The 18,066-nt window shown below is 69.8% G+C and carries 18 protein-coding genes; 13 read left to right on the top strand and 5 right to left on the bottom strand.

What is annotated here, in order from left to right:
- Both HV824_RS29265 and HV824_RS29260 read right to left on the bottom strand, forming a co-directional pair.
- A partial coding sequence (locus HV824_RS29265) for an alpha/beta fold hydrolase (protein WP_176424744.1) occupies nt 1-899 on the bottom strand: 899 nt, incomplete at its 3' end.
- Nucleotides 900-981: 82 nt separating this feature from the next.
- Nucleotides 982-1,566 (bottom strand): hemolysin III family protein, encoded by a 585-nt coding sequence (locus HV824_RS29260; RefSeq protein ID WP_255208432.1) that lies wholly within the window; start codon nt 1,564-1,566, stop codon nt 982-984.
- A 234-nt stretch (nt 1,567-1,800) separates the two neighbouring features.
- Between HV824_RS29260 and HV824_RS29255 the strand changes: the two genes are divergently transcribed.
- The 3 genes from HV824_RS29255 (at nt 1,801) to HV824_RS29245 (ending at nt 4,597) form a co-directional block, all read left to right on the top strand.
- Complete coding sequence (locus HV824_RS29255; protein WP_368671046.1) at nt 1,801-2,442, top strand: TetR/AcrR family transcriptional regulator; 642 nt, start codon at nt 1,801-1,803, stop codon at nt 2,440-2,442.
- Between the two features lie 82 nt (nt 2,443-2,524).
- Nucleotides 2,525-3,931 (top strand): TrkH family potassium uptake protein, encoded by a 1,407-nt coding sequence (locus tag HV824_RS29250; protein WP_368671047.1) that lies wholly within the window; start codon nt 2,525-2,527, stop codon nt 3,929-3,931.
- Between the two features lie 9 nt (nt 3,932-3,940).
- Entirely contained in the window at nt 3,941-4,597 is a 657-nt protein-coding gene (locus tag HV824_RS29245) for a TrkA family potassium uptake protein (protein ID WP_176420910.1), read from the top strand.
- A 15-nt stretch (nt 4,598-4,612) separates the two neighbouring features.
- On the opposite strand, the gene HV824_RS29240 is transcribed toward HV824_RS29245, so the two are convergent.
- Nucleotides 4,613-5,914: a DUF2254 domain-containing protein gene (locus HV824_RS29240; protein WP_176420911.1), complete on the bottom strand. Its 1,302-nt coding sequence runs from the start codon at nt 5,912-5,914 to the stop codon at nt 4,613-4,615.
- Between the two features lie 48 nt (nt 5,915-5,962).
- On the bottom strand, nt 5,963-6,682 hold the full coding sequence (locus tag HV824_RS29235) for a sulfite exporter TauE/SafE family protein (protein WP_176420912.1): 720 nt from the start codon (nt 6,680-6,682) through the stop codon (nt 5,963-5,965).
- Nucleotides 6,683-6,731: 49 nt separating this feature from the next.
- Here HV824_RS29235 and HV824_RS29230 point away from each other — a divergent pair, with 49 nt between their 5' ends.
- The 10 genes from HV824_RS29230 to HV824_RS29190 all read left to right on the top strand — a co-directional run bounded on the left by HV824_RS29230 (nt 6,732) and on the right by HV824_RS29190 (nt 17,667).
- Complete coding sequence (locus HV824_RS29230; RefSeq protein WP_176424743.1) at nt 6,732-9,188, top strand: heavy metal translocating P-type ATPase; 2,457 nt, start codon at nt 6,732-6,734, stop codon at nt 9,186-9,188.
- Nucleotides 9,185-9,376: a cytochrome oxidase gene (locus HV824_RS29225; protein WP_176420914.1), complete on the top strand. Its 192-nt coding sequence runs from the start codon at nt 9,185-9,187 to the stop codon at nt 9,374-9,376. The genes HV824_RS29230 and HV824_RS29225 overlap by 4 nt, the downstream gene beginning before the upstream one ends.
- 4 nt (nt 9,377-9,380) lie before the next feature.
- Nucleotides 9,381-11,762 carry a cytochrome-c oxidase, cbb3-type subunit I gene (ccoN, locus tag HV824_RS29220; protein WP_176424742.1) on the top strand — a complete coding sequence of 794 codons (2,382 nt, stop codon included), beginning with the start codon at nt 9,381-9,383 and terminating at the stop codon, nt 11,760-11,762.
- Entirely contained in the window at nt 11,762-11,944 is a 183-nt protein-coding gene (locus HV824_RS29215; RefSeq protein WP_176420916.1) for a CcoQ/FixQ family Cbb3-type cytochrome c oxidase assembly chaperone, read from the top strand. The genes ccoN and HV824_RS29215 overlap by 1 nt, the downstream gene beginning before the upstream one ends.
- A complete protein-coding gene (locus tag HV824_RS29210) occupies nt 11,934-12,485 on the top strand; it encodes a c-type cytochrome (protein WP_176424741.1) in 552 nt (183 codons plus the stop codon). Before HV824_RS29215 ends, HV824_RS29210 begins: the two co-directional genes overlap by 11 nt.
- Nucleotides 12,486-12,506: 21 nt before the next feature.
- Entirely contained in the window at nt 12,507-13,931 is a 1,425-nt protein-coding gene (gene ccoG / locus HV824_RS29205; protein ID WP_176420918.1) for a cytochrome c oxidase accessory protein CcoG, read from the top strand.
- A 400-nt stretch (nt 13,932-14,331) separates the two neighbouring features.
- Nucleotides 14,332-14,508 carry a hypothetical protein gene (locus HV824_RS37670; RefSeq protein WP_255208430.1) on the top strand — a complete coding sequence of 59 codons (177 nt, stop codon included), beginning with the start codon at nt 14,332-14,334 and terminating at the stop codon, nt 14,506-14,508.
- A gap of 99 nt (nt 14,509-14,607) precedes the next feature.
- Nucleotides 14,608-15,528 (top strand): hypothetical protein, encoded by a 921-nt coding sequence (locus tag HV824_RS29200; protein WP_255208429.1) that lies wholly within the window; start codon nt 14,608-14,610, stop codon nt 15,526-15,528.
- 175 nt (nt 15,529-15,703) lie between these two features.
- Nucleotides 15,704-17,077, top strand: coding sequence for an oxygen-independent coproporphyrinogen III oxidase (hemN, locus tag HV824_RS29195; RefSeq protein ID WP_176424740.1), 1,374 nt, complete (start codon nt 15,704-15,706; stop codon nt 17,075-17,077).
- Nucleotides 17,078-17,088: 11 nt separating this feature from the next.
- A complete protein-coding gene (locus HV824_RS29190; protein WP_176424739.1) occupies nt 17,089-17,667 on the top strand; it encodes a hemerythrin domain-containing protein in 579 nt (192 codons plus the stop codon).
- Between the two features lie 72 nt (nt 17,668-17,739).
- Here the strand turns inward: HV824_RS29190 and HV824_RS29185 are convergent.
- Nucleotides 17,740-18,066 (bottom strand): DUF4476 domain-containing protein (locus HV824_RS29185; protein WP_176424738.1); only part of this gene is annotated, 327 nt, incomplete at its 5' end.

Raw genomic sequence — 18,066 nt, 5'->3', positions numbered from 1 at the left:
GGTGGGGCCTGGGCGGCCAGCTCGAGCCAGTCCGCCGCCTCCACCCAGACGGCCTCGGGCGTGCTGGAGCGGAACCAGCCGAAGTGGCCGACTCGCTTCATCCCGAGCTCCGCGGGCGTGCGGTGCAGGTGCTCACGCGTCGCGTTCGGGTAGGTGTCGAGCAACGCTCGCGCGGCGGCCTCTGGCGCGATGGTGTCGTCGGAGAAGCTGTAGAGCCGCAGCCGCGCCCGGACGCGGTCATTGTACGGCCGCAGGGGCGCGCCGCTGTCGTCGGAGACGTAGTGGGGATTGCGGCACCAGCGCGCCCACTGCTTCGCGATGCCTCCCGGCAGGTCCGCCGAGCCCACGATGCGGCCCGGGAAGTAGCCCAGCAACGCGACGGAGACGGGCAGCGCGACGTACCAGATGGCCGCCAGGGGCAGCGCCTGACGGAGCGGCCAGTGCCGCCACCAGCCGTGCTGTGAGCCAATCAGCAGCACGGCCTGGATGCGCGAGGCATTCTCCGCCAGCCCCAGCATCTGTCCGCCCGCGGAGTGCCCCACGACAGCGAGCCGGTGCGAGGGAAACCGCGCCGTCACCCAGTCCAGGACGGCGGGCGTGTCCAGCTCGCCCCAGTCCTGGAAGCGGGCCTGGTTGCGCAGGGACGCGTCGACGACCGAGTCCCCCATGGTCCGGTAGTCATACGTGACGACGGTGAAGCCCCGGCCCGCGAGGAACCGGGCGAAGGCGTCGTAGTACCTGCGTGGCACGGCCGTCGCGGGGTTGATTTGGATGACGACACCATTGTCCTGGCGCCCCGGGTACACCGTCGCGGCCAGGGGAAGCCCGTCCCGGGCGGGAATCCGGACGACCTCCGTCGAGGCTGGCGCGGCGGTGGAGGGCCGGGCGTCATCCCGCATCACGGCACCTTCGCTCCATGACGAGAATCTGATGCTAGCGCCAGATTCCAGTCAATCCGCCCCAGGCCTGGCGTCGCTTCGCCTACTCCGTCGCGGCGCGGACGAGCCGCAGGACGACGGTGAAGTGGAGCCCCGCGCCGACCAGCGTCAATGCGTGGAACACCTCGTGGTAGCCGAAGACGCCGGGCAGGAGGTTCGGCCGCTTCAGGGCATACGCGACGGCGCCCGCCGTGTAGGCGACGCCTCCCGCGAGGATGAGCGTCAGGTCGCTGCCCGTGAGGGCCTGCCGGGCTTCATCGAAGTAGGGCACCAGCGTCCAGCCGACCGCGACGGCCAGCGCCGCCGTCACCACCTTGGGCGCCTGTATCCAGAACAGCGACTGGAGGACTCCGGCGAGCGCGCCCGCCCAGATGAGGAGCAGCAGGCCGTCGCCCGCGGCCCCGGAGATGCCCAGCAGCGCGACGGGCGTGTAGGTGCCCGCGATGAGGATGAAGATGGAGGCGTGGTCCATGCGCCGCATCCACGTCCTCCCACGCGTGGACCAGTTCACCCGGTGGTAGGTCGCGCTGACCGCGAACAACACCACCAGGCTGAAGGCGAACACCGCCGCCGCAGCCGCGGCCCGGTCCGTCGGCGCCATCGAGACGAGCACCAGGCCCGCCCCCAGCGCACCCGGGGCGGCGAACTGATGCAGGACGCCGCGCAGCTTCGGCTTCTCCGCGACCTGGGCGCTCAGGACCGGACCCGCGCTTCGAGGACGGCGAGGACGTTGAGCGCGGCTGCGTCGGGCAGGACGGCTCGGTGAGAGACGGGATACATGAGGGGCTCCAACTCCACCGGAGAGTTTCCAGTTGGCAGGTTACGGTTGGGTAAGTTACTGTTGGGTAGGTTCGAGGTCAACGTGGCGACGAAGAAGCGACTGTCGGGTGCTGACCGCCGGGCCCAGTTGATGGCGGTGGGGCGAGGCGTGTTCGCCTCGAAGGGCTACGAAGCGACCTCCATCGAGGAGGTGGCCCACCAGGCGGGCGTGTCGAAGCCCATCGTCTACGAGCACTTCGGCGCGAAGGAGGGGCTCTACGCGGCCATCGTGGACCGGGAGATGGATGACCTGGTGACGCGCGTGTCGGAGAGCATCGCCACGGGCACGCCTCGCGAGCGGTTCGAGCGGGCGGTGCTGGCCTTCATGACCTACGCCAAGGCGGAGCCCGCGGGCTTCGCGGTGATGACGCGCGACTCACCGCTGGCGGCGGGACGGCGGGGCCTGACGCGCGTCATCGACGACCTGGCGCTGCGGGTCTCGGACATCTTCAAGAGCGAGTTCGAGCACGCCGGCTACGACCCCAAGCTCGCGCCCATCTACGCGAACGCGCTGGTGGGCATGGTGACGCAGGTGGGGCAGTGGTGGGCGGAGGACGGGCGCTCCTTCTCCATTGACCATGTCGCGCGCCACGTCGCGGCGCTCGGGTGGATGGGGCTGCGGCACCTGCCGAAGGCGCCGGCGGCTTCGAGTGGGCGGCGAGCCCCGAAGCGACGCGGCGGGTGAGGGCCGCCGCGCGGCCCGCCCAGGGGCCGCGCGTGGGAAACTGGTGGAATCCTCCGACTTGGAGGATGGTCCGCATTGCTCCGTGGACTCATTCCTTCGTTCCCCCTTCCGTTGGCTCTGGCTGCGTTGGTTCTCCATCTCCCCGGCGATGCTGCTGGCGCTCTCCTTCGCGGTCCTCATCGCGGTGGGGACAGCGGGGTTGCTCTGGCTCCCGGCGCTGTACACGGGCCCGCGCCTGGGCTTCCTCGACGCGCTCTTCACCATGACCAGCGCGGTGTGCGTGACGGGGCTCGCCGTGGTGGACACCGCGACGGCCTTCACCCGCTGGGGGCAGTTGTGGCTGCTCGTCTTCATCCAGTTGGGTGGGCTGGGGCTCGTCACCCTCACCACGCTCGTCATCGGCGCGTTGGGCCGGCGGCTGTCCCTCCGCAGCGAGGTCATCGTCGGCGCGCCCATTGACTACACGCACCGGGAGAACGTGCTGTCCCTGACGCTGCGCGTCGCTCGCTTCACCCTGGGGGTGGAGGCGCTGGGGGCGCTGCTGCTGTGGCTGCTGTGGCTGCCGCGGTTCGGCTGGAAGGAGGCGGCCTGGCACGCCGTCTTCCACTCGGTCAGCGCCTTCTGCAACGCCGGGTTCTCCACGTTCAGTGATTCGATGGTGGGTTTCAACCGGGCGCCCCTCACGCTCCTGGTCATCTCCCTCCTCATCATCCTGGGGAGCCTGGGCTACCTGTCCAGCGAGGAGGCGCTGCGCTGGTGGCGCAGCCGGGACCAGCGCTCGCGGCGGATGAGCGTGCACACCTTCGCGGCGCTGCTCGTCACCGGGGTGTTGCTGGTGGGCGGCACCGTGCTCTTCGCGCTCTTCGAGTGGCGGGGGACGCTGGCGCCCCTGGGCTACGTGGACCGGGTGGCCAACGCCTGGTTCATGTCCGCCACGGCGCGCACGGCGGGCTTCAACAGCGTGAGCTACTCCGAGGTGAGCAACGCGAGCGGCTTCTTCACCATCCTGCTGATGGTGGTGGGCGGCAGCCCTGGCTCCACGGCCGGAGGACTGAAGACGACGACGCTGGCGGTGCTGGCCGCGCTCGCCTTCACGCGCATCCGGGGTCGCCGGCACGCGGAGCTGCATGGCCGCGCCATCCCGGAGGGCACCATCGAGCGCACCGTGTCGCTGGCCCTCATCGCCTTCGGGCTGATGACCGCCGCCGTCTTCGTGCTCACCTTCACGGAGGCGCGCGGGGCGGAGTCGGTGCAGGCCGCGCGCGCCAGCTTCCTGCCCGTGTTCTTCGAGGTGGTCAGCGCCTTCTGTACGGTGGGGCTGACCATGGACGTGTCGCCCTCCCTGAGCGTGGCGGGCAAGCTGCAAGTCATCGGGCTGATGTTCGTGGGGAGGCTGGGGCCGCTGTCCTTCTTCGCGGCCCTCAGCCTGCGCGCCCGGACGCACCTGCGGCACGTGCGCCCCGCGCAAGAGGACCTCATCGTTGGTTAAGGAGCACGGATGAAGCGCATCATCGTGGTGGGTCTGGGCAACTTCGGCTCGGTCATCGCCGCGCGCCTGCATGAGCAGGGGCATGACGTCATCGCCATCGACCCACGCCCGGCGGTGGTCGACGCCCTGGGCTCGCGCGTGTCCAAGGCCATGGTGGGAGACGCCACGCAGCGCCAGGTATTGGAGGAAGTGGGCGCGCGAGGGGCGGACGCCGCCATCGTCTCCACGGGAGAGGACCTCTCAGCCAGCATCCTCGCGCTGCTCGCCCTGCGAGACACGGGCATCGAGGACATCTACGTGAAGGTCCGCTCGGATGACCACGCGCGCATCGCGAACGCGCTGGGGGCCACCGAGAGCATCTTCCCCGAGCGGGAGAGCGCCCTGGGACTGGCCAGCCGCATCACCAGTGGCCGGCTCCTGCAGTACGTGCAACTGGGGCCGGAGTTCGGGCTGCAGGAGATGCCCGTGCCGGAGGAGTGGTATGGCAAGAGCCTGCGCGCACTGGCCCTGCCGCAGCGCTACCGCGTACACGTGGTGGCCGTGCACGACGTGCTCCAGGACCGCATGCTCCCGGTGCCGGACCCGGACCGGCTGCTCACCCCGTCTGACGCGCTGCTCGTCGCGGGTGAGCCCTCCGCGCTCGAGGCGGTGGCCTCGCTGCGCTGACGTTGGTGGTTCGGCTCAGCGCGGCCCATGGCCCTGGGGCCCGGCGCGCCGGGCCTCCTCCGCGACCCGCGCATCCGCGAAGCCCCGGGTGACGTTGGCGTCGAGCAGCGCGCGCTGGCGCTCCAGCTCCGCGCGGCGGAAGTCCGGCGCCACGCGCAGCAGGTCCTCCAGCAGGAAGCGCAGGCGGCGGGCCACCTGGATGGAGCCCTCTCCATATTCGCGAATCTCATCCATCGAAAGCCGCACGTAGTCGTTGAAGTCAGGGCGCGGGCAGATGAGCCGCGGGACGCCCTGGTCGTCCAGCCGGCGGAGGCTGGGGAAGCGCCGGAGGACCAGCCTGCGCAGCAGGTCATGGAGCTGGTCAATGGCCTGGACGGCCGTGGACGGGTCGTTGGTGCCAGGAGAGAGGGCGCGCTCCGCGATGTCGACGAGCTGGCGGAACCCGAAGGCCGTGTCCTGCTGGAGGGTGCGCTCGCGGCCAATCTGGACCGAGGCCAGCGCGCTTGGCAGGTCGAGCGACCCGGCGTCACCCCACACTTCGAAGAGCGCGCTGCCATGGGGCACGAAGTCGCCCATCATCGGCACCACCACCATCGTGACCTCGGCCCGCTGGGCGCACCGCAACAACTGCTCCTCGTCCAGGGTGACGAGCACCCCGGAGCGGCCCGCATGGGGCACCACGAGGGAGGGCATGCCCTGGGGGCGCTCCAGCGGAGCATCCTCTGCGTCATGGCCGACGCCCTCCGGGTACATGCGCTCCATCGTCTCGCACGTCTCGTCGCGAATCCGCCCGAGGATGACCACGGCGCGGATGGACTGGGCCACGTGGTGGATGAAGAAGATGAAGGTGCCCACGCTGATCAGCACGAACACGACAGCGAGCCAGACGGAGAGCGACGGGACATGGCTCTCGATTTCCAGGTTCTCCGAGGTGCCCCGCACGCTGCGCATCGCCAGCAGTGCGTAGACAAAGGTCCCCACGAAGATGCCGAGGGACAGCTGGCTCTTCCGATCCCGGAGGAAGGTGCGCAGGATTCGGGGCGAGAACTGGTTGCTGGCTTGCTGGAGCACCAGGATGGTGACGGAGAAGACGAGGCCGGCGAACGTCATCATCGACGACGCCACCGCGGAGAGCACGGAGCGCGCACCCTCGGGGCCGCCCTGGAAGAGGTACCAGGTCTGCTCGTGCTGCGGCAGGCGGGCGTCTATCGCCTGGGCGAGCTGCGACAGGCCGATGGAGGCGAACACGCAGAGTGCCGGGACGAGCCAGTAGCTGGTGGCCAGGCGCTCGGCGAAGGGTGTGAGGCTTAGCTTCATGATGGCTGTCGGGCGTGCCCCCGGACAGAAGCTGGGCATGCGCCCCGCTCAATGACAACTGGCGCCGCTGGGATTCACGCTCACTGCCCGGTAGATGAGCACCGCCGCCGCCACCAGCGGCACCGCCCGTCGCAGCACGAAGGAGACCTGCTTCGGACACTGCTTCCACAAGGACGCCTGGAGCTGCGCGCCCAGCAGGGCAGGCAGGCCGCCGAGCGCGAAGGCGCCCAGCACCAGCGCGCCACCCAGGAACGAGCCGCTGGCCAGCGCCACCGCGAAGACGCCGTAGAGCAGACCGCAGGGCAGCAGCGGCGTCACCGCACCCATTGCGCTCGCGCGGCCCGTCCACGAAAACTTTGCGCCCCAGCGCGTCACCTGCCGCGCGAGGTTCGCCATGCCCGGCAGCGGGCGCAGGCGCTTGCCCAACTCCAGCGCGGACGCGATGAGGGCCGCGGCCATCAACCACGGCAGGTAGGGCCGGGTAGAGACGGCCAGCGCCTGGGTGACGCCTCCGCCCAGCATGCCCAGTGCGCCGCCCACGAGGGCATAGGCGCCCAGGCGCGCTCCCTGGTAGGCGGCGACGGCCCTGCGCCGCTCCGGGCCTGGAACGCCGGGCAGGCCCGCGCAGGCCAGCGGTCCGCACATGAGGAGGCAATGCACGCTCCCCGTGAGCCCCACCACGAAGGCGCCCAGTGCTCCGGCGATGACGGTGGGGGTGGGGCCAGGGGTGTGCAGCAGCGAGGCGAGCGCGGCCGGTTCGAGCGACATGAACGCGGTGCATCGCAACAGGCATGCCGTTCGCAAGGTGACATCGTGAATGCCTGCCTCCACGCCATCGGAGCCTGCTCCGGCCGCCTGTCTCCACTGCGGCAGTCCCGTTCCTCCCGGGAGCGCGGCGCGCGACTTCTGCTGCGTGGGGTGCGAGGCCGTGCACGGCCTGCTCGTGGAGCAGGGGCTCACGCGCTACTACCAGCTCGCGCAAGGAAAGACGGCGCCCGCGCCTGAGTTGCGCAAGGAACGCGCGTTCGCGTGGCTGGAGCCGCTCGTCAGCCGCGCCGAGGCCATTCCGGGTCCCCTGTGTGCGCTCGAGCTGGACGTGCAGGGCATCCACTGCGCCGCGTGCGTGTGGCTGATGAACGAGCTGTTCCGCCGGCAGCCGGGCGGGGCGGGCCTGACGGTGGACCCGGCCCTGGGCAAGGCGCGGGTGCTGTGGCGGCGCGGCGCCTTCGATGTGGCGGAGTTCCTGCGCGACGTGGAGGGCTTTGGCTACCGCTTCGGACCCAGCCGCAAGCGCCCGGAGCGCACGAGCCTGGACCTGCCCATCCGCCTGGGCATCTGCGCCGCGCTGTCGATGAACGTGATGTTGTTCTCGGTGAGCTTCTACGTGGGGCTCACGCCGGAGGATGGCGAGGTCTTCCGCCTCTTCACGCGGCTGAGCCTGTGGCTGTCGTCGGCTGTCGTGGTGGTGGGAGGCTGGCCCTTCTTCCGCTCCGCGCTCCAGGGCTTGCGGCGCGGCGTGTTGCATCTGGACCTGCCCATCGCCCTGGGCATCCTGCTGGTGTTCGGCATGTCGCTGGCGCAGGCGCGCGGAGGGCGCGGCGACCTGGCGTACTTCGACACGCTCAACACGTTTGTCACGCTGATGCTGGTGGGGCGGTGGCTCCAGCAGCGCGTGCTGGAGCGCAACCGGCGCTTCCTGCTGGATGACGACGGGGCGGAGGGGCTCTTCGTGCGCAGGGAGGAGGGCGCACGGCTCGCCACCGTGCGCGCCGCCGAGGTGGCCGACGGCGACGTGCTGGTGATTGCGCCGGGGGACCTGGTGCCCGTGGACGCGGTGTTGCTCGATTCGGGCGCCCGCGTGTCCACGGATTGGATGACGGGCGAGCCCGGCGAGCGCGCGGTGGGGCAGGGCGGCGCGCTGCCCGCGGGCGCGTTCAACGCCGGGCGCGAGGCCGTGCGTGTCCAGGCGAAGCAGGCCTTCACGGACTCGCCGCTGGTGGCGTTGCTCCGTCGCGCGCCCACGGTGGCGGGTGGACATGCGGTGCACACCCGCTTCTGGGACCGCGTGTCGCGCCGCTGGGTCGTCACGGTGCTCTTCGTCTCCGCGTTGGGGCTCGCGCTGTGGTGGCCCGCCGGGCCGGACAAGGCGCTGGAGGTGGCGGTGGCGCTGCTGGTGGTGACGTGCCCGTGCGCCATCGGCATCGCCACGCCGCTGGCCTACGAGCTGGTCCAGGCGCGCCTGCGCCGCGGCGGCTTCTTCATCCGGAGCACGGACCTGCTGGACCGGCTGCCGCGCGTGCGAAAGGTGCTCTTCGACAAGACGGGGACGCTGACGTTGGGGCGGCTGGAGCTGGTGGACCGCGCCGCCGTGGCGGGGTTGGCGCCCGCGTCGCGAGACCTCGCCTTCGACCTGGTGTCGCGCAGCAACCACCCCGCCAGCCGGTGCCTGGCAGCCGCGCTGCTCCGGGAGGGCGCGCGCTTCGACCCGGAGGCGCGTGTGGCGGAGCTCGCGGGCCAGGGATTGGAGTTGAACCGAGACGGCGTGCGCTGGCGGCTGGGCCGCGCGGACTGGGCCACCGAGTCGCGGAGGGTGGACACGTCGCGCGTGGAGGTCCTCCTGTCCGGTTCGGGGCTCGCGGCGGGGCCGGTGCTCACGCGGGACGGCGTGCCGGTGGCCTTCTTCCAGCTCCGGGAGTCGGTACGTCCCGACGCGCGCCGCGAGGTCCAGGCGCTCCAGGACGAGGGCCGCGAGGTGTGGCTCATCTCCGGGGACAGCCAGGGCCGCGTGAATGAGCTGGCCGCCGCGCTGGGCATCCCCACCCAGCACACCCTGAGCGGCCAGCACCCGGAGGACAAGGCCGAGGCCGTCGCGAAGCTGGACGCGGCGGACACGCTGTACCTGGGGGACGGCGTCAACGACAGCCTCGCCTTCGAGCGAGCCCTCTGCGCGGGAACGCCCGCCATCGACCGGCCGGTGATACCGGGCAAGAGCGACTTCTTCCTCCTGGGCGAAGGTCTGGGCGCCATCCGCGAGGCACTGCGATTGTCGGCCCGGCTGCGCCAGGTGGTGCGCCAGCTGCTGGTGCTGGCGGTGGGCTACAATGTGGTCGCCGTCTCCGTGTGCCTGGCCGGCTGGATGACGCCGCTGCGCGCCGCCGTGGCCATGCCCGCGACCAGTCTGGCCACCGTGCTCTTCACCGTGTGGTGGCTGTCCGCCTCACGCGAGCGCGCCGTCGCCACGCCCACGCCGCCGCTGCGGGAGGTGCCGGCATGAACGTCCTCGTCCTCCAGGTCTTCGTGAGCCTGATGCTCGTCGCCAGCTCGGTGCTGCTGTTCGTCTACAGCGTGCGCCACCGGGACCACGAGCACGCCGACCGGCTCGCGCTCTTCCCGCTCGAAGACGACAGCGCCGCTCCGGCGCCGCGTGCTCCCGAGCCCCCGTCCTCCGCTTCCCAGGAGTGAAGCCGTGCATCAGCAACGAATCATCTATGACGACACCACGGTCCGGCGCTTCATCATCGCGTCGGTGCTGTTCGGCATCGTGGGCATGGCGGTAGGGGCGCTGGTGGCCAGTCAGCTCGCCTGGTGGCAGGCGAATCTGGGCATCCCCTATACGACGTACTCCCGCCTGCGCCCGCTGCACACGAACGCGGTCATCTTCGCCTTCGTGGGCAACATGATGTTCGCGGGCATCTACTACTCCACGCAGCGGCTGTTGAAGACGCGCATGGCGTCGGACCTGCTGTCGAAAATCCACTTCTGGGGCTGGCAGCTCATCATCGTCGCGGCGGCGGTGTCGCTGCCCCTGGGCATCACCACCTCCAAGGAGTACGCGGAGCTGGAGTGGCCCATCGACGTGGCCATCACCGTCATCTGGGTCGTCTTCGCCATCAACTTCTTCTGGACGCTGGCCAGGCGCCACGAGAAGAACCTCTACGTCGCCATCTGGTTCTACATCGCGACCATCGTCACGGTGGCGGTGCTGCACATCGTCAACAGCCTGGCGCTGCCGCTGTCGGGGGTGAAGAGCTACTCCGTCTTCGCGGGCGTCCAGGACGCGCTGGTGCAGTGGTGGTACGGCCACAACGCCGTCGCCTTCTTCCTCACCACGCCCATCCTGGGCATCATGTATTACTTCCTGCCCAAGGCGGCGGAGCGGCCGGTGTATTCGTACCGGCTGTCCATCATCCACTTCTGGGCCCTGGTCTTCATCTACATCTGGGCCGGTCCGCACCACCTGCTCTACACGGCGCTGCCGGACTGGGCGCAGTCGCTGGGCATGATTTTCAGCGTCATGCTGTGGGCGCCGTCGTGGGGCGGCATGCTCAACGGCCTGCTCACGCTGAAGGGCGCCTGGTACAAGCTGCGCGAGGACCCCGTCCTCAAGTTCCTCATCGCGGGCGTCACCTTCTACGGCATGGCCACCTTCGAGGGGCCGCTGTTGTCCATCAAGTCGGTGAGCGCGCTGGGCCACTACACGGACTGGATTGTCGGCCACGTCCACAGCGGCGCGCTGGGGTGGAACGGCTTCATGGCGGCCGGCATGTTCTACTGGCTGGTGCCCAGGCTGTACGGCACGAAGCTGCACTCGCCCAAGGCGGCGGACGCGCACTTCTGGCTCGGGACGGTGGGCATCCTCCTCTACATGGTCTCCATGTGGATCAGCGGCGTCACGCAGGGCCTCATGTGGCGCGCGGCGAACCCCGACGGCACGCTGCTCTACCCGAACTTCGTGGAGACGCTGCTGGCCATCCGGCCCATGTACATCGTCCGCTTCGCCGGCGGGTCCATGTACCTGGTGGGCTTCATCATGATGGCGTGGAACCTGTGGAAGACGGCCCGCGCCGGCAAGGCCGTGGACGGAGAGGCGACCATCGTCGTGGAGCCGCCCGCCCCCGAGCCCGTCGCCGCGCCCGCCAGGGCCCCGGCGCCCGGCTGGGTGCAGGTCGTCACCGGCCGGCCGCTGGTGTTCGCCATCGCCATCCTCACCGTGACGATGTTCCTCGGGTGGGCGAAGCCGGTGCGCGCGGTGGTGCTCCTGGGCGCCATCATCGTGCTGGGCGAGTTCGCCTGGATTGTCACCCGCAGGGACCGTGAAGCAGGCCGGCCGTCGTGGTTCGGGCTCATCGAGGGCCGGCCGCTGGCCTTCACGGTGCTCACGCTCATCGCCATCCTGATTGGCGGTGTGGCGGAGCTGCTGCCCACCATCATGCTCAAGCAGGCGGTGCCGGCGCACGGTCAGGCGCAGGAGCCGTACTCGCCGCTGGAGCTCCAGGGCCGTGACCTCTACGTCCGCGAGGGCTGCTACACCTGCCACTCGCAGATGATTCGCCCCTTCGTGGCGGAGACGCAGCGCTACGGCGACGTGTCCCGCGCGGAGGAGTTCATCTACGACCACCCCTTCCAGTGGGGCAGCAAGCGCACGGGGCCGGACCTGCACCGGCTGGGCGGCAAGTACCCGAACCTCTGGCACTACACGCACATGATGGACCCCAGGGCGACGAGCCCCGGCTCCAACATGCCGCCGTACCCGTGGCTGGCCGAGCAGCGCATCGTCGTGAAGGACGCGCCGAAGAAGCTGGCGCTGATGCAGCGGCTGGGCGTGCCGTACTCCAACGCGGACGTGGACGGCGCCGAGGCGCGCCAGAAGTCGCAGGCGGAGGGCATCACCGCGGACCTGGCGGCGCAGGGCGTCCAGGTGGCGTGGGATTCGGAGATGGTGGCCATCATCTCCTACCTCCAGCGCCTGGGCCGTGGGCCGCAGGACCTGCCCGCTCCGCCGGAGAAGTCGCCCGCGCCGGCGGCGCGTCTGCCCGCCGCCACCATCGCCAGTGAGGAGGGCCGCTGATGTACAAGCAATTCTATCAGGGGATGTCGCTCACCGAGCTGCCCCTCTTCGCCCTGGTCCTGTTCATCGCGGTGTTCCTCGGCGTCGTCGCCTGGGTGTTCGTGGCGCGGCGCAGCGGGGACTTCGACACGCTCGCGCGGATGCCATTGAGCGAGCAGGGGGAGGGCGGCCATGAGCAGTGACAAGTCGCTGTTGCACTCCGTCTATGACGGCATCGAGGAGCACGACAACCACCTGCCCAACTGGTGGCTGTTCATCCTCTGGACGTCCATCGTCTTCAGCGCGGGCTACTGGTTCTGGTACCACATCGCAGAGGCGGGGCCCGGACAGCTCGGTGAGTACGCCGCCGAGTCCGCGGCGGTGGCGAAGCGCGCGTCCGGGAACACCCCGGCGTCCGACGACATGCTGCTCGCGCTGGCCAGGGATATGGCCTCACTGGAGAGTGGCAAGCAGGTGTTCCAGGCGAACTGCGCGGCCTGTCACGGCGCGCAGGGCCAGGGGCTCATCGGCCCCAACCTGACGGACGCGTACTGGATGCACGGTGGCGGCCCCATGGCCATCCACAAGGTCGTGGCGGACGGCGTGGTGGCCAAGGGCATGCCCGCGTGGGAGCGCACCTTGGGGGCCGAGCGCGTCAAGGCCGTCACCGCCTACCTGCTCACGCTCAAGGGCACCGACGCGCCCGGCGGCAAGGCGCCGCAGGGCGAGCCCGAGCAGCCGTAGCTCACGGAGAGGAAGCAGCCCATGTCTGCGGAACCGCGGCGGGATGGCCCGCGCATCGACCAGCTCACGTCCATCCACGCGGATGGCTCGCGGCTGGCGCTCCACCCGGCGGACGTGCGCGGCCGGTTCATCACCCGGCGGCGGGTGGGCTTCGCGGTCCTCATCGCCGTCTATCTGGCCCTGCCACTGGTGGAGGTGGGGGGCCACCCGGCGGTGCACCTGGACGTGGCGGCGCGCCGCTTCTATCTGTTTGGTGGCACGTACAACGCGCAGGACTTCTGGCGCGTCCTGTTCCTGCTGACGTCGGTGGGCTTCGGCCTGCTGTTCTTCACCGCGTGGCTGGGGCGCGTGTGGTGCGGCTGGGCGTGTCCCCAGACGGTGTTCCTGGAGGCGCTGTATCGCCCGATTGAACGGCTCTTCGATGGGCCCCGGGAGCGGCGGCTGAAGGTGGCTCGGGAGCCCTGGACACCCGCGCGGGTGCTGCGGGCGGTGCTCAAGCATGGCGCATACGCGGCTGTGTCGATGCTCATCTCGCACGCGGCGTTGAGCCTCTTTGTCTCGGCGGGTGGGCTCGTCGCGATGGTGTCCGAGGGCCCGGTGGCCTCGCCGGTGGCCTTCGCCTGGGCCATGGCCGTGACGGGCGCGCTGTACTTCAACTTCGCGTGGTTCCGTGAGCAGCTCTGCGTGGTGGTGTGTCCCTATGGCCGGCTCCAGTCCGCGATGCAGGATGGGGACTCGCTCATCGTCGGCTATGACACGCGGCGCGGAGAGCCTCGGGGCCGGATGCTCAAGGTGCCTCCTGGTGCCACGGCGCCGCCGCGCGGCGACTGCGTGGACTGCTTCAGGTGCGTGGCCGTGTGCCCCACGGGCATCGACATCCGCAATGGCTTGCAGATGGACTGCCTGGCGTGCGCGCAGTGCGTGGATGCGTGCGACGGCGTCATGGACAAGCTGGGCCGGCCGCGAGGACTCATCCGTTATGACTCGCTCAACGGATTGGACGGACAGCCGCGGCGGGTGCTCCGGCCCCGGCTGTTCCTCTACGGCGCGTTGATGCTGGTGGCGGTGGCGGGCCTCACGCTGAGCCTCGTGCGGCGCGTGCCCTTCGAGGCGAACCTGCTGCGCTTCCAGGGCATGCCCTACGTCGTCGAGCAGGGCACGGTGCGCAACCAGTTCGAGCTGCACCTGGTGAACAAGAACCCCTCCGAGACGGTGCTCACCCTCCGCGTGGACAGCCCCGTGCCCGCGCAGGTGGTGGTGCCGCAGGCGCAGGTGACGCTCGGCTCGCTGGAGAGCTTCCGGGTGCCGCTGTTCATCACCGTGGACCGGAGCCGTACGGAGCTGCCGTTCCACTTCACCGTCGAGGTGGCGGACGCGGCCTCCGGTGAGGTGAAGCGCATGGAGGCCCGGTTCCTGGGGCCTGCCATTCCCGATATCCGCCCTTAGTCATATGGATGCTGACTGAAGCGTACGCATCGAGAGCAGTCATGGCTGGGGATGGAGGCTGCTTGTGAGGCTTTGCATCTGCTGGAAGGCGTCTGGCGGCCGAGTGGACTCGGGTCATCGGCCACGCCAAGAGACTCCAGCGCTTCTCGTGCGAAGAGGCGTTCCGTGACGTCAAGGACTTGAGCTTCGGGATGGGACTGTCCCGTGGACTCGATGTGCCGAAAGTTCTCGCCGGCCCCCGTCGTGACCAGCGCAACCGGGTTTTGAACCGAGCTGTACCGTGGTGCAGAGGCAGCGCAGCACTCCCTTCGCAGCAGGGCGACGAGGACGGACGGGACGTCATCGTCTTTGGGACGACCTTTCCGTAGATTGAAGCCCTCCTCGATCCGGAAAGCGTCTCATGGCAAGCCGTCTGGGCGTCACGGTCCTGCTCCTCACCCTACTCAATGCGTGCGCCACGCCGCGTGTCATCCGCCTCGACACGGGGCAGGGGCCGCCCCTGGAGTACAGGCCGTCCTCCTCGAACACGTCCGTGAAGGTGGACGCGGAAGTATTCGAGGAGGCACTGGCTCGCTAGCTGCGGGAGGTGCCCCTGACGCTCCGTGCTCCGCGGCAAGGCGGGCTGGTGCGCGCCTCCCACCCGGGCAACAGTGCGGACACCCGCTGGCAGCGCTTGATGCGCAAGAGCTTTGGCGGTCTCTGTGAGCCAGGCCAGCGCAGGGACCACTGCCTCTCCCTGCTCGACGACGGGCTGGGCCTGGGCGCGTGGGACAAGCTGGGAGTCGCCCTGGGCCTGTCGCTGGAGCCACTCAAGGAGCGCATCGCCCGGTCGGTGGAGAAGACCCTGGCACCCCAGCTCTTCTACACCGTCATCGCAACGGGCCTCATCACCTGGGCCGTCCTGGCAGCTAATCCCGAGCCGGTGTTCACCAGGGCGGCGGCCATCGTCTCCGCGGTCCTGCTCATCTACCTGGGATTGGAGACGTTCCTGGAGGTGGTGGACGCGAGCCGGGAACTGAAGACGGCCACGGACCGGGCCACCACCTGGGTGGAATTGGAACAGGCCGGCCATCGCTTCGCCAACCGAGTAGGACCCGAGGTGGCGCGCGTCTTCATCCTCGCGGTCACCGTGGTGGTGAGCCAGGGCATGACCGGGGGCGCTGCATGGTTGGCCTCGCGGCTGTCGATGTTGCCCCACTTCACGGATGCTGCGGTCGCAGGGGGCGCACAGGCAGGCATCCACTTGGCGCACATAGGACAGGTGAGCGTGGTCGCCGTTGAAGGCAGCACCGTCGTCGTCTCCCTACCTGCCACAGCGATTGCCATGACGGCCCAGGGCCGGAGAGGAGTCGCAGCGGGAGGCACTCCAGCCAGCTTCAGGTCCTGGGGCTCGTCCAGTGGCCTCAAGAGCGCCATGGGCTCGGCGGGACCAGGCAAGCAGTGGCACCACATCGTCGAGCAGACGCCGGGCAATGTCTCACGGGTCGGTCCCCATGCGCTTCATAATACGCAGAACGTCATCCCATTGGCAGACCCTGACGAACTGGGAAAATGGAACCTGGGCGCTGGATCCGGGATGAACACCGCCGCTGCATGATGCCGCCAAGGAGCCGCCTTTCACCGAGGCCACTACACACGACTCGGGCCTTGACCCGCAGCGTTTGCACCGAGCACAGCCCCTGCCGCAAGGCTTGCACTTCTTGTTCTATGTGCCGCCCGAAGTCCCTCCAGGGAACTCCTGGCACGAGGCTTGGAAGGGGCGAAGCGGTGAGATGGAGCCCCTCCGCCAGGAAGTCCCCACGCCGCCCGAAGCCCTGCTTCGCCGGTATGACGTCTCCGGCCCTCGCTACACCAGCTACCCCACGGCGCCGGCGTGGCGGCAGGACTTCGGTCCGGAGCACCTGGTGGAGCGGCTCCAGCAAGCGGGCACCCGGGTGAGCGCCGAGCCACTGTCGCTCTACGTGCACCTGCCCTTCTGCCGCAGCCTCTGCTGGTACTGCGGCTGCAACGTCGTCATCAGCCGGGACCGGGCCGCGGCGGACCTGTACCTCGACCACTTGGAGCTGGAGCTGGACCTGGTGGTGCAGCGGCTCGGCGCGCGGCGCTCGGTGTCCCAGATTCACTGGGGCGGAGGCACGCCCACCTTCCTGGATGAGCGGCAGCTCGAGCGGCTGTGGACGGCGCTCACCCGCCGCTTCCGCATCGCGCAGGACGCGGAGGTGGCCATCGAAATCCACCCGGCCGTGACGACGCCCGGCCAGCTCACGCTGCTGCGGAGCCTGGGCTTCAACCGCGTGTCCATGGGCCTGCAGGACTTCGACGCGCGCGTGCAGCAGGTCACCAACCGCCTCCAGTCCCCGGAAGAGACGCGGGCGCTGCTGGAGCACGCCCGGCTGCTGGGCTTCAAGGGCGTGAACTTCGACCTCATCTACGGCCTGCCCCACCAGGACGCCGAAGGGTGGGCCCGCACGCTGGACACGGTGTTGGCGATGCGGCCGGACCGGCTGGCCGTCTACTCCTTCGCGTTCATGCCCGACGTGCTGAAGCACCAGCGGCGCATGCCCGCGGAGGCCCTTCCGAGCGGGCGCGCCAAGCTGGAGTTGTTCCGCTCCGCCTACGCGGCGTTCGTCTCCGCGGGCTACCGGCCCATTGGCATGGACCACTTCGCGGTGCCCGAGGACGAGCTGGCGCGCGCGCAGGCCGAGCGCCGGCTGGGCCGCAACTTCCAGGGCTACACCGTCAAGGCCGCCTCGGACGTGGTGGCCATTGGCAGCACCGGCATCAGCGACGTGGACGGCGCATATGCGCAGAACGTCCGCGCGCTGCCGCGCTACTACGAGCGCGTCTCCCAGGGCTGCCTGGCCACGGAGCGGGGCCTGTCGCTGACGGCGGACGACCAGCGGCGCCGCGCGGTCATCACCCGGCTCATGTGCAACTTCTGGGTGGATTTGGGGGCGGACGGCGCCGACTACTTCGCGCCGGAGCTGGAGCGGCTGCGCGCGTTCGAGGACGACGGCCTGGTGACGCGCACCGGCGCGCAGTTTGCGCTGACGCCCCTGGGGCGGCTCTTCGTCCGCAACGTGGCCATGGTGTTCGACGCGTATCTCGCGGGGACGGAGCGTCCCCGCTTTTCCCGCACGGTGTGAAGGGGTCGGTCATGGATGCATTGGGCGTGTTGAGCCAGGAGCACCGCCACATCCAGCGCGTGCTGGAGGTCCTGGAGCGGGCGGTGACGAAGGGCCGCGAAGGGGAGTTCGCCTCGGCCTCGCTCTTCCTGCGCGCCGCGAACTTCTTCCTCACCTTCGTGGACGGCAGCCACCACGCGAAGGAGATGGTGCTCTTCCAGACGATGGTGGCGCACCGGCTGCCGCTGGCGCCCGGGCTGCTGGCCCAGGTGTCCGGCGAGCACGGCACCGGCAGCGAGCATGCGGTGGCCATGCTCTGCGCGGCGGAGACGATGCTGCGCGGAGGGGGGACAGACCCCGTGCGCATGCTCGACGCGGCCGACGACTGGCTGCGGCTGTACCGGGGGCACACCGGGGTGGAGGAGGCGCAGGTGTTTCCCATGGCGCGGCGGCTGTTGCCCGCGGAAATCCTGGACCGGATGCGGACGCGCTTCGCCCGAATCGAAGCGTCGCATGGCTCGCTGGCGGAGGCCGCGGAGGCCATGGAGCGCGCCTTCATGCCCATCCCGGCGGGCCGCCTCTTCCCGCGTGGAGCGGTGTGCTCGTTCTAGAATGCGACGGGCGCCGCGGGAGCACTTCCCGCGACGCCCGGAGTCTGCTGCCTGTCTGACAGCCCGCGCGGCTCAGTGCTGCGCGAGAATCTCATCCAGCCGCTTCTTGTCGCTGGAGAAGGAGAAGTAGCTGTAGAGCGTGTGGCCGTTCCGCGGGTCCAGGATGTACGGCCGCAGCTCGCGCACCACGGCCAGCTTGTCCTGGGTGAACTGGAAGTGGCTCAGCAGCTGACCCACCTGGGAGACCAGGAAGTAGTGGTGCTGGGCCGCCGAGACGAGCACGCGCATCTTGTCCTCGGCGAAGGTCTGCCGGGAGATGGAGTCGTTGATGCGGCGCAGCTCGTTGTCCGAGATGGGCCGCACCACCGGCTGCGGTGGCGGGGGCGGCCCATCTCGGAC

The organism is Myxococcus sp. AM009 (assembly GCF_013372605.1).
Classification (GTDB): domain Bacteria; phylum Myxococcota; class Myxococcia; order Myxococcales; family Myxococcaceae; genus Myxococcus; species Myxococcus vastator.
This window is presented reverse-complemented; position numbering and strand designations above follow the sequence as displayed.

Coding starts and splice junctions, on each gene's coding strand:
- HV824_RS29215 (WP_176420916.1), top strand. CDS start 11,762: ATGTACAAGCAATTCTATCAGGGGATGTCGCTCACCGAGCTGCCCCTC.
- HV824_RS29230 (WP_176424743.1), top strand. CDS start 6,732: ATGCCTGCCTCCACGCCATCGGAGCCTGCTCCGGCCGCCTGTCTCCAC.
- HV824_RS37670 (WP_255208430.1), top strand. CDS start 14,332: ATGGCAAGCCGTCTGGGCGTCACGGTCCTGCTCCTCACCCTACTCAAT.
- HV824_RS29200 (WP_255208429.1), top strand. CDS start 14,608: ATGCGCAAGAGCTTTGGCGGTCTCTGTGAGCCAGGCCAGCGCAGGGAC.
- ccoG (WP_176420918.1), top strand. CDS start 12,507: ATGTCTGCGGAACCGCGGCGGGATGGCCCGCGCATCGACCAGCTCACG.
- HV824_RS29210 (WP_176424741.1), top strand. CDS start 11,934: ATGAGCAGTGACAAGTCGCTGTTGCACTCCGTCTATGACGGCATCGAG.
- HV824_RS29190 (WP_176424739.1), top strand. CDS start 17,089: ATGGATGCATTGGGCGTGTTGAGCCAGGAGCACCGCCACATCCAGCGC.
- HV824_RS29235 (WP_176420912.1), bottom strand. CDS start 6,682: ATGTCGCTCGAACCGGCCGCGCTCGCCTCGCTGCTGCACACCCCTGGC.
- HV824_RS29245 (WP_176420910.1), top strand. CDS start 3,941: ATGAAGCGCATCATCGTGGTGGGTCTGGGCAACTTCGGCTCGGTCATC.
- HV824_RS29225 (WP_176420914.1), top strand. CDS start 9,185: ATGAACGTCCTCGTCCTCCAGGTCTTCGTGAGCCTGATGCTCGTCGCC.
- HV824_RS29240 (WP_176420911.1), bottom strand. CDS start 5,914: ATGAAGCTAAGCCTCACACCCTTCGCCGAGCGCCTGGCCACCAGCTAC.
- hemN (WP_176424740.1), top strand. CDS start 15,704: ATGGAGCCCCTCCGCCAGGAAGTCCCCACGCCGCCCGAAGCCCTGCTT.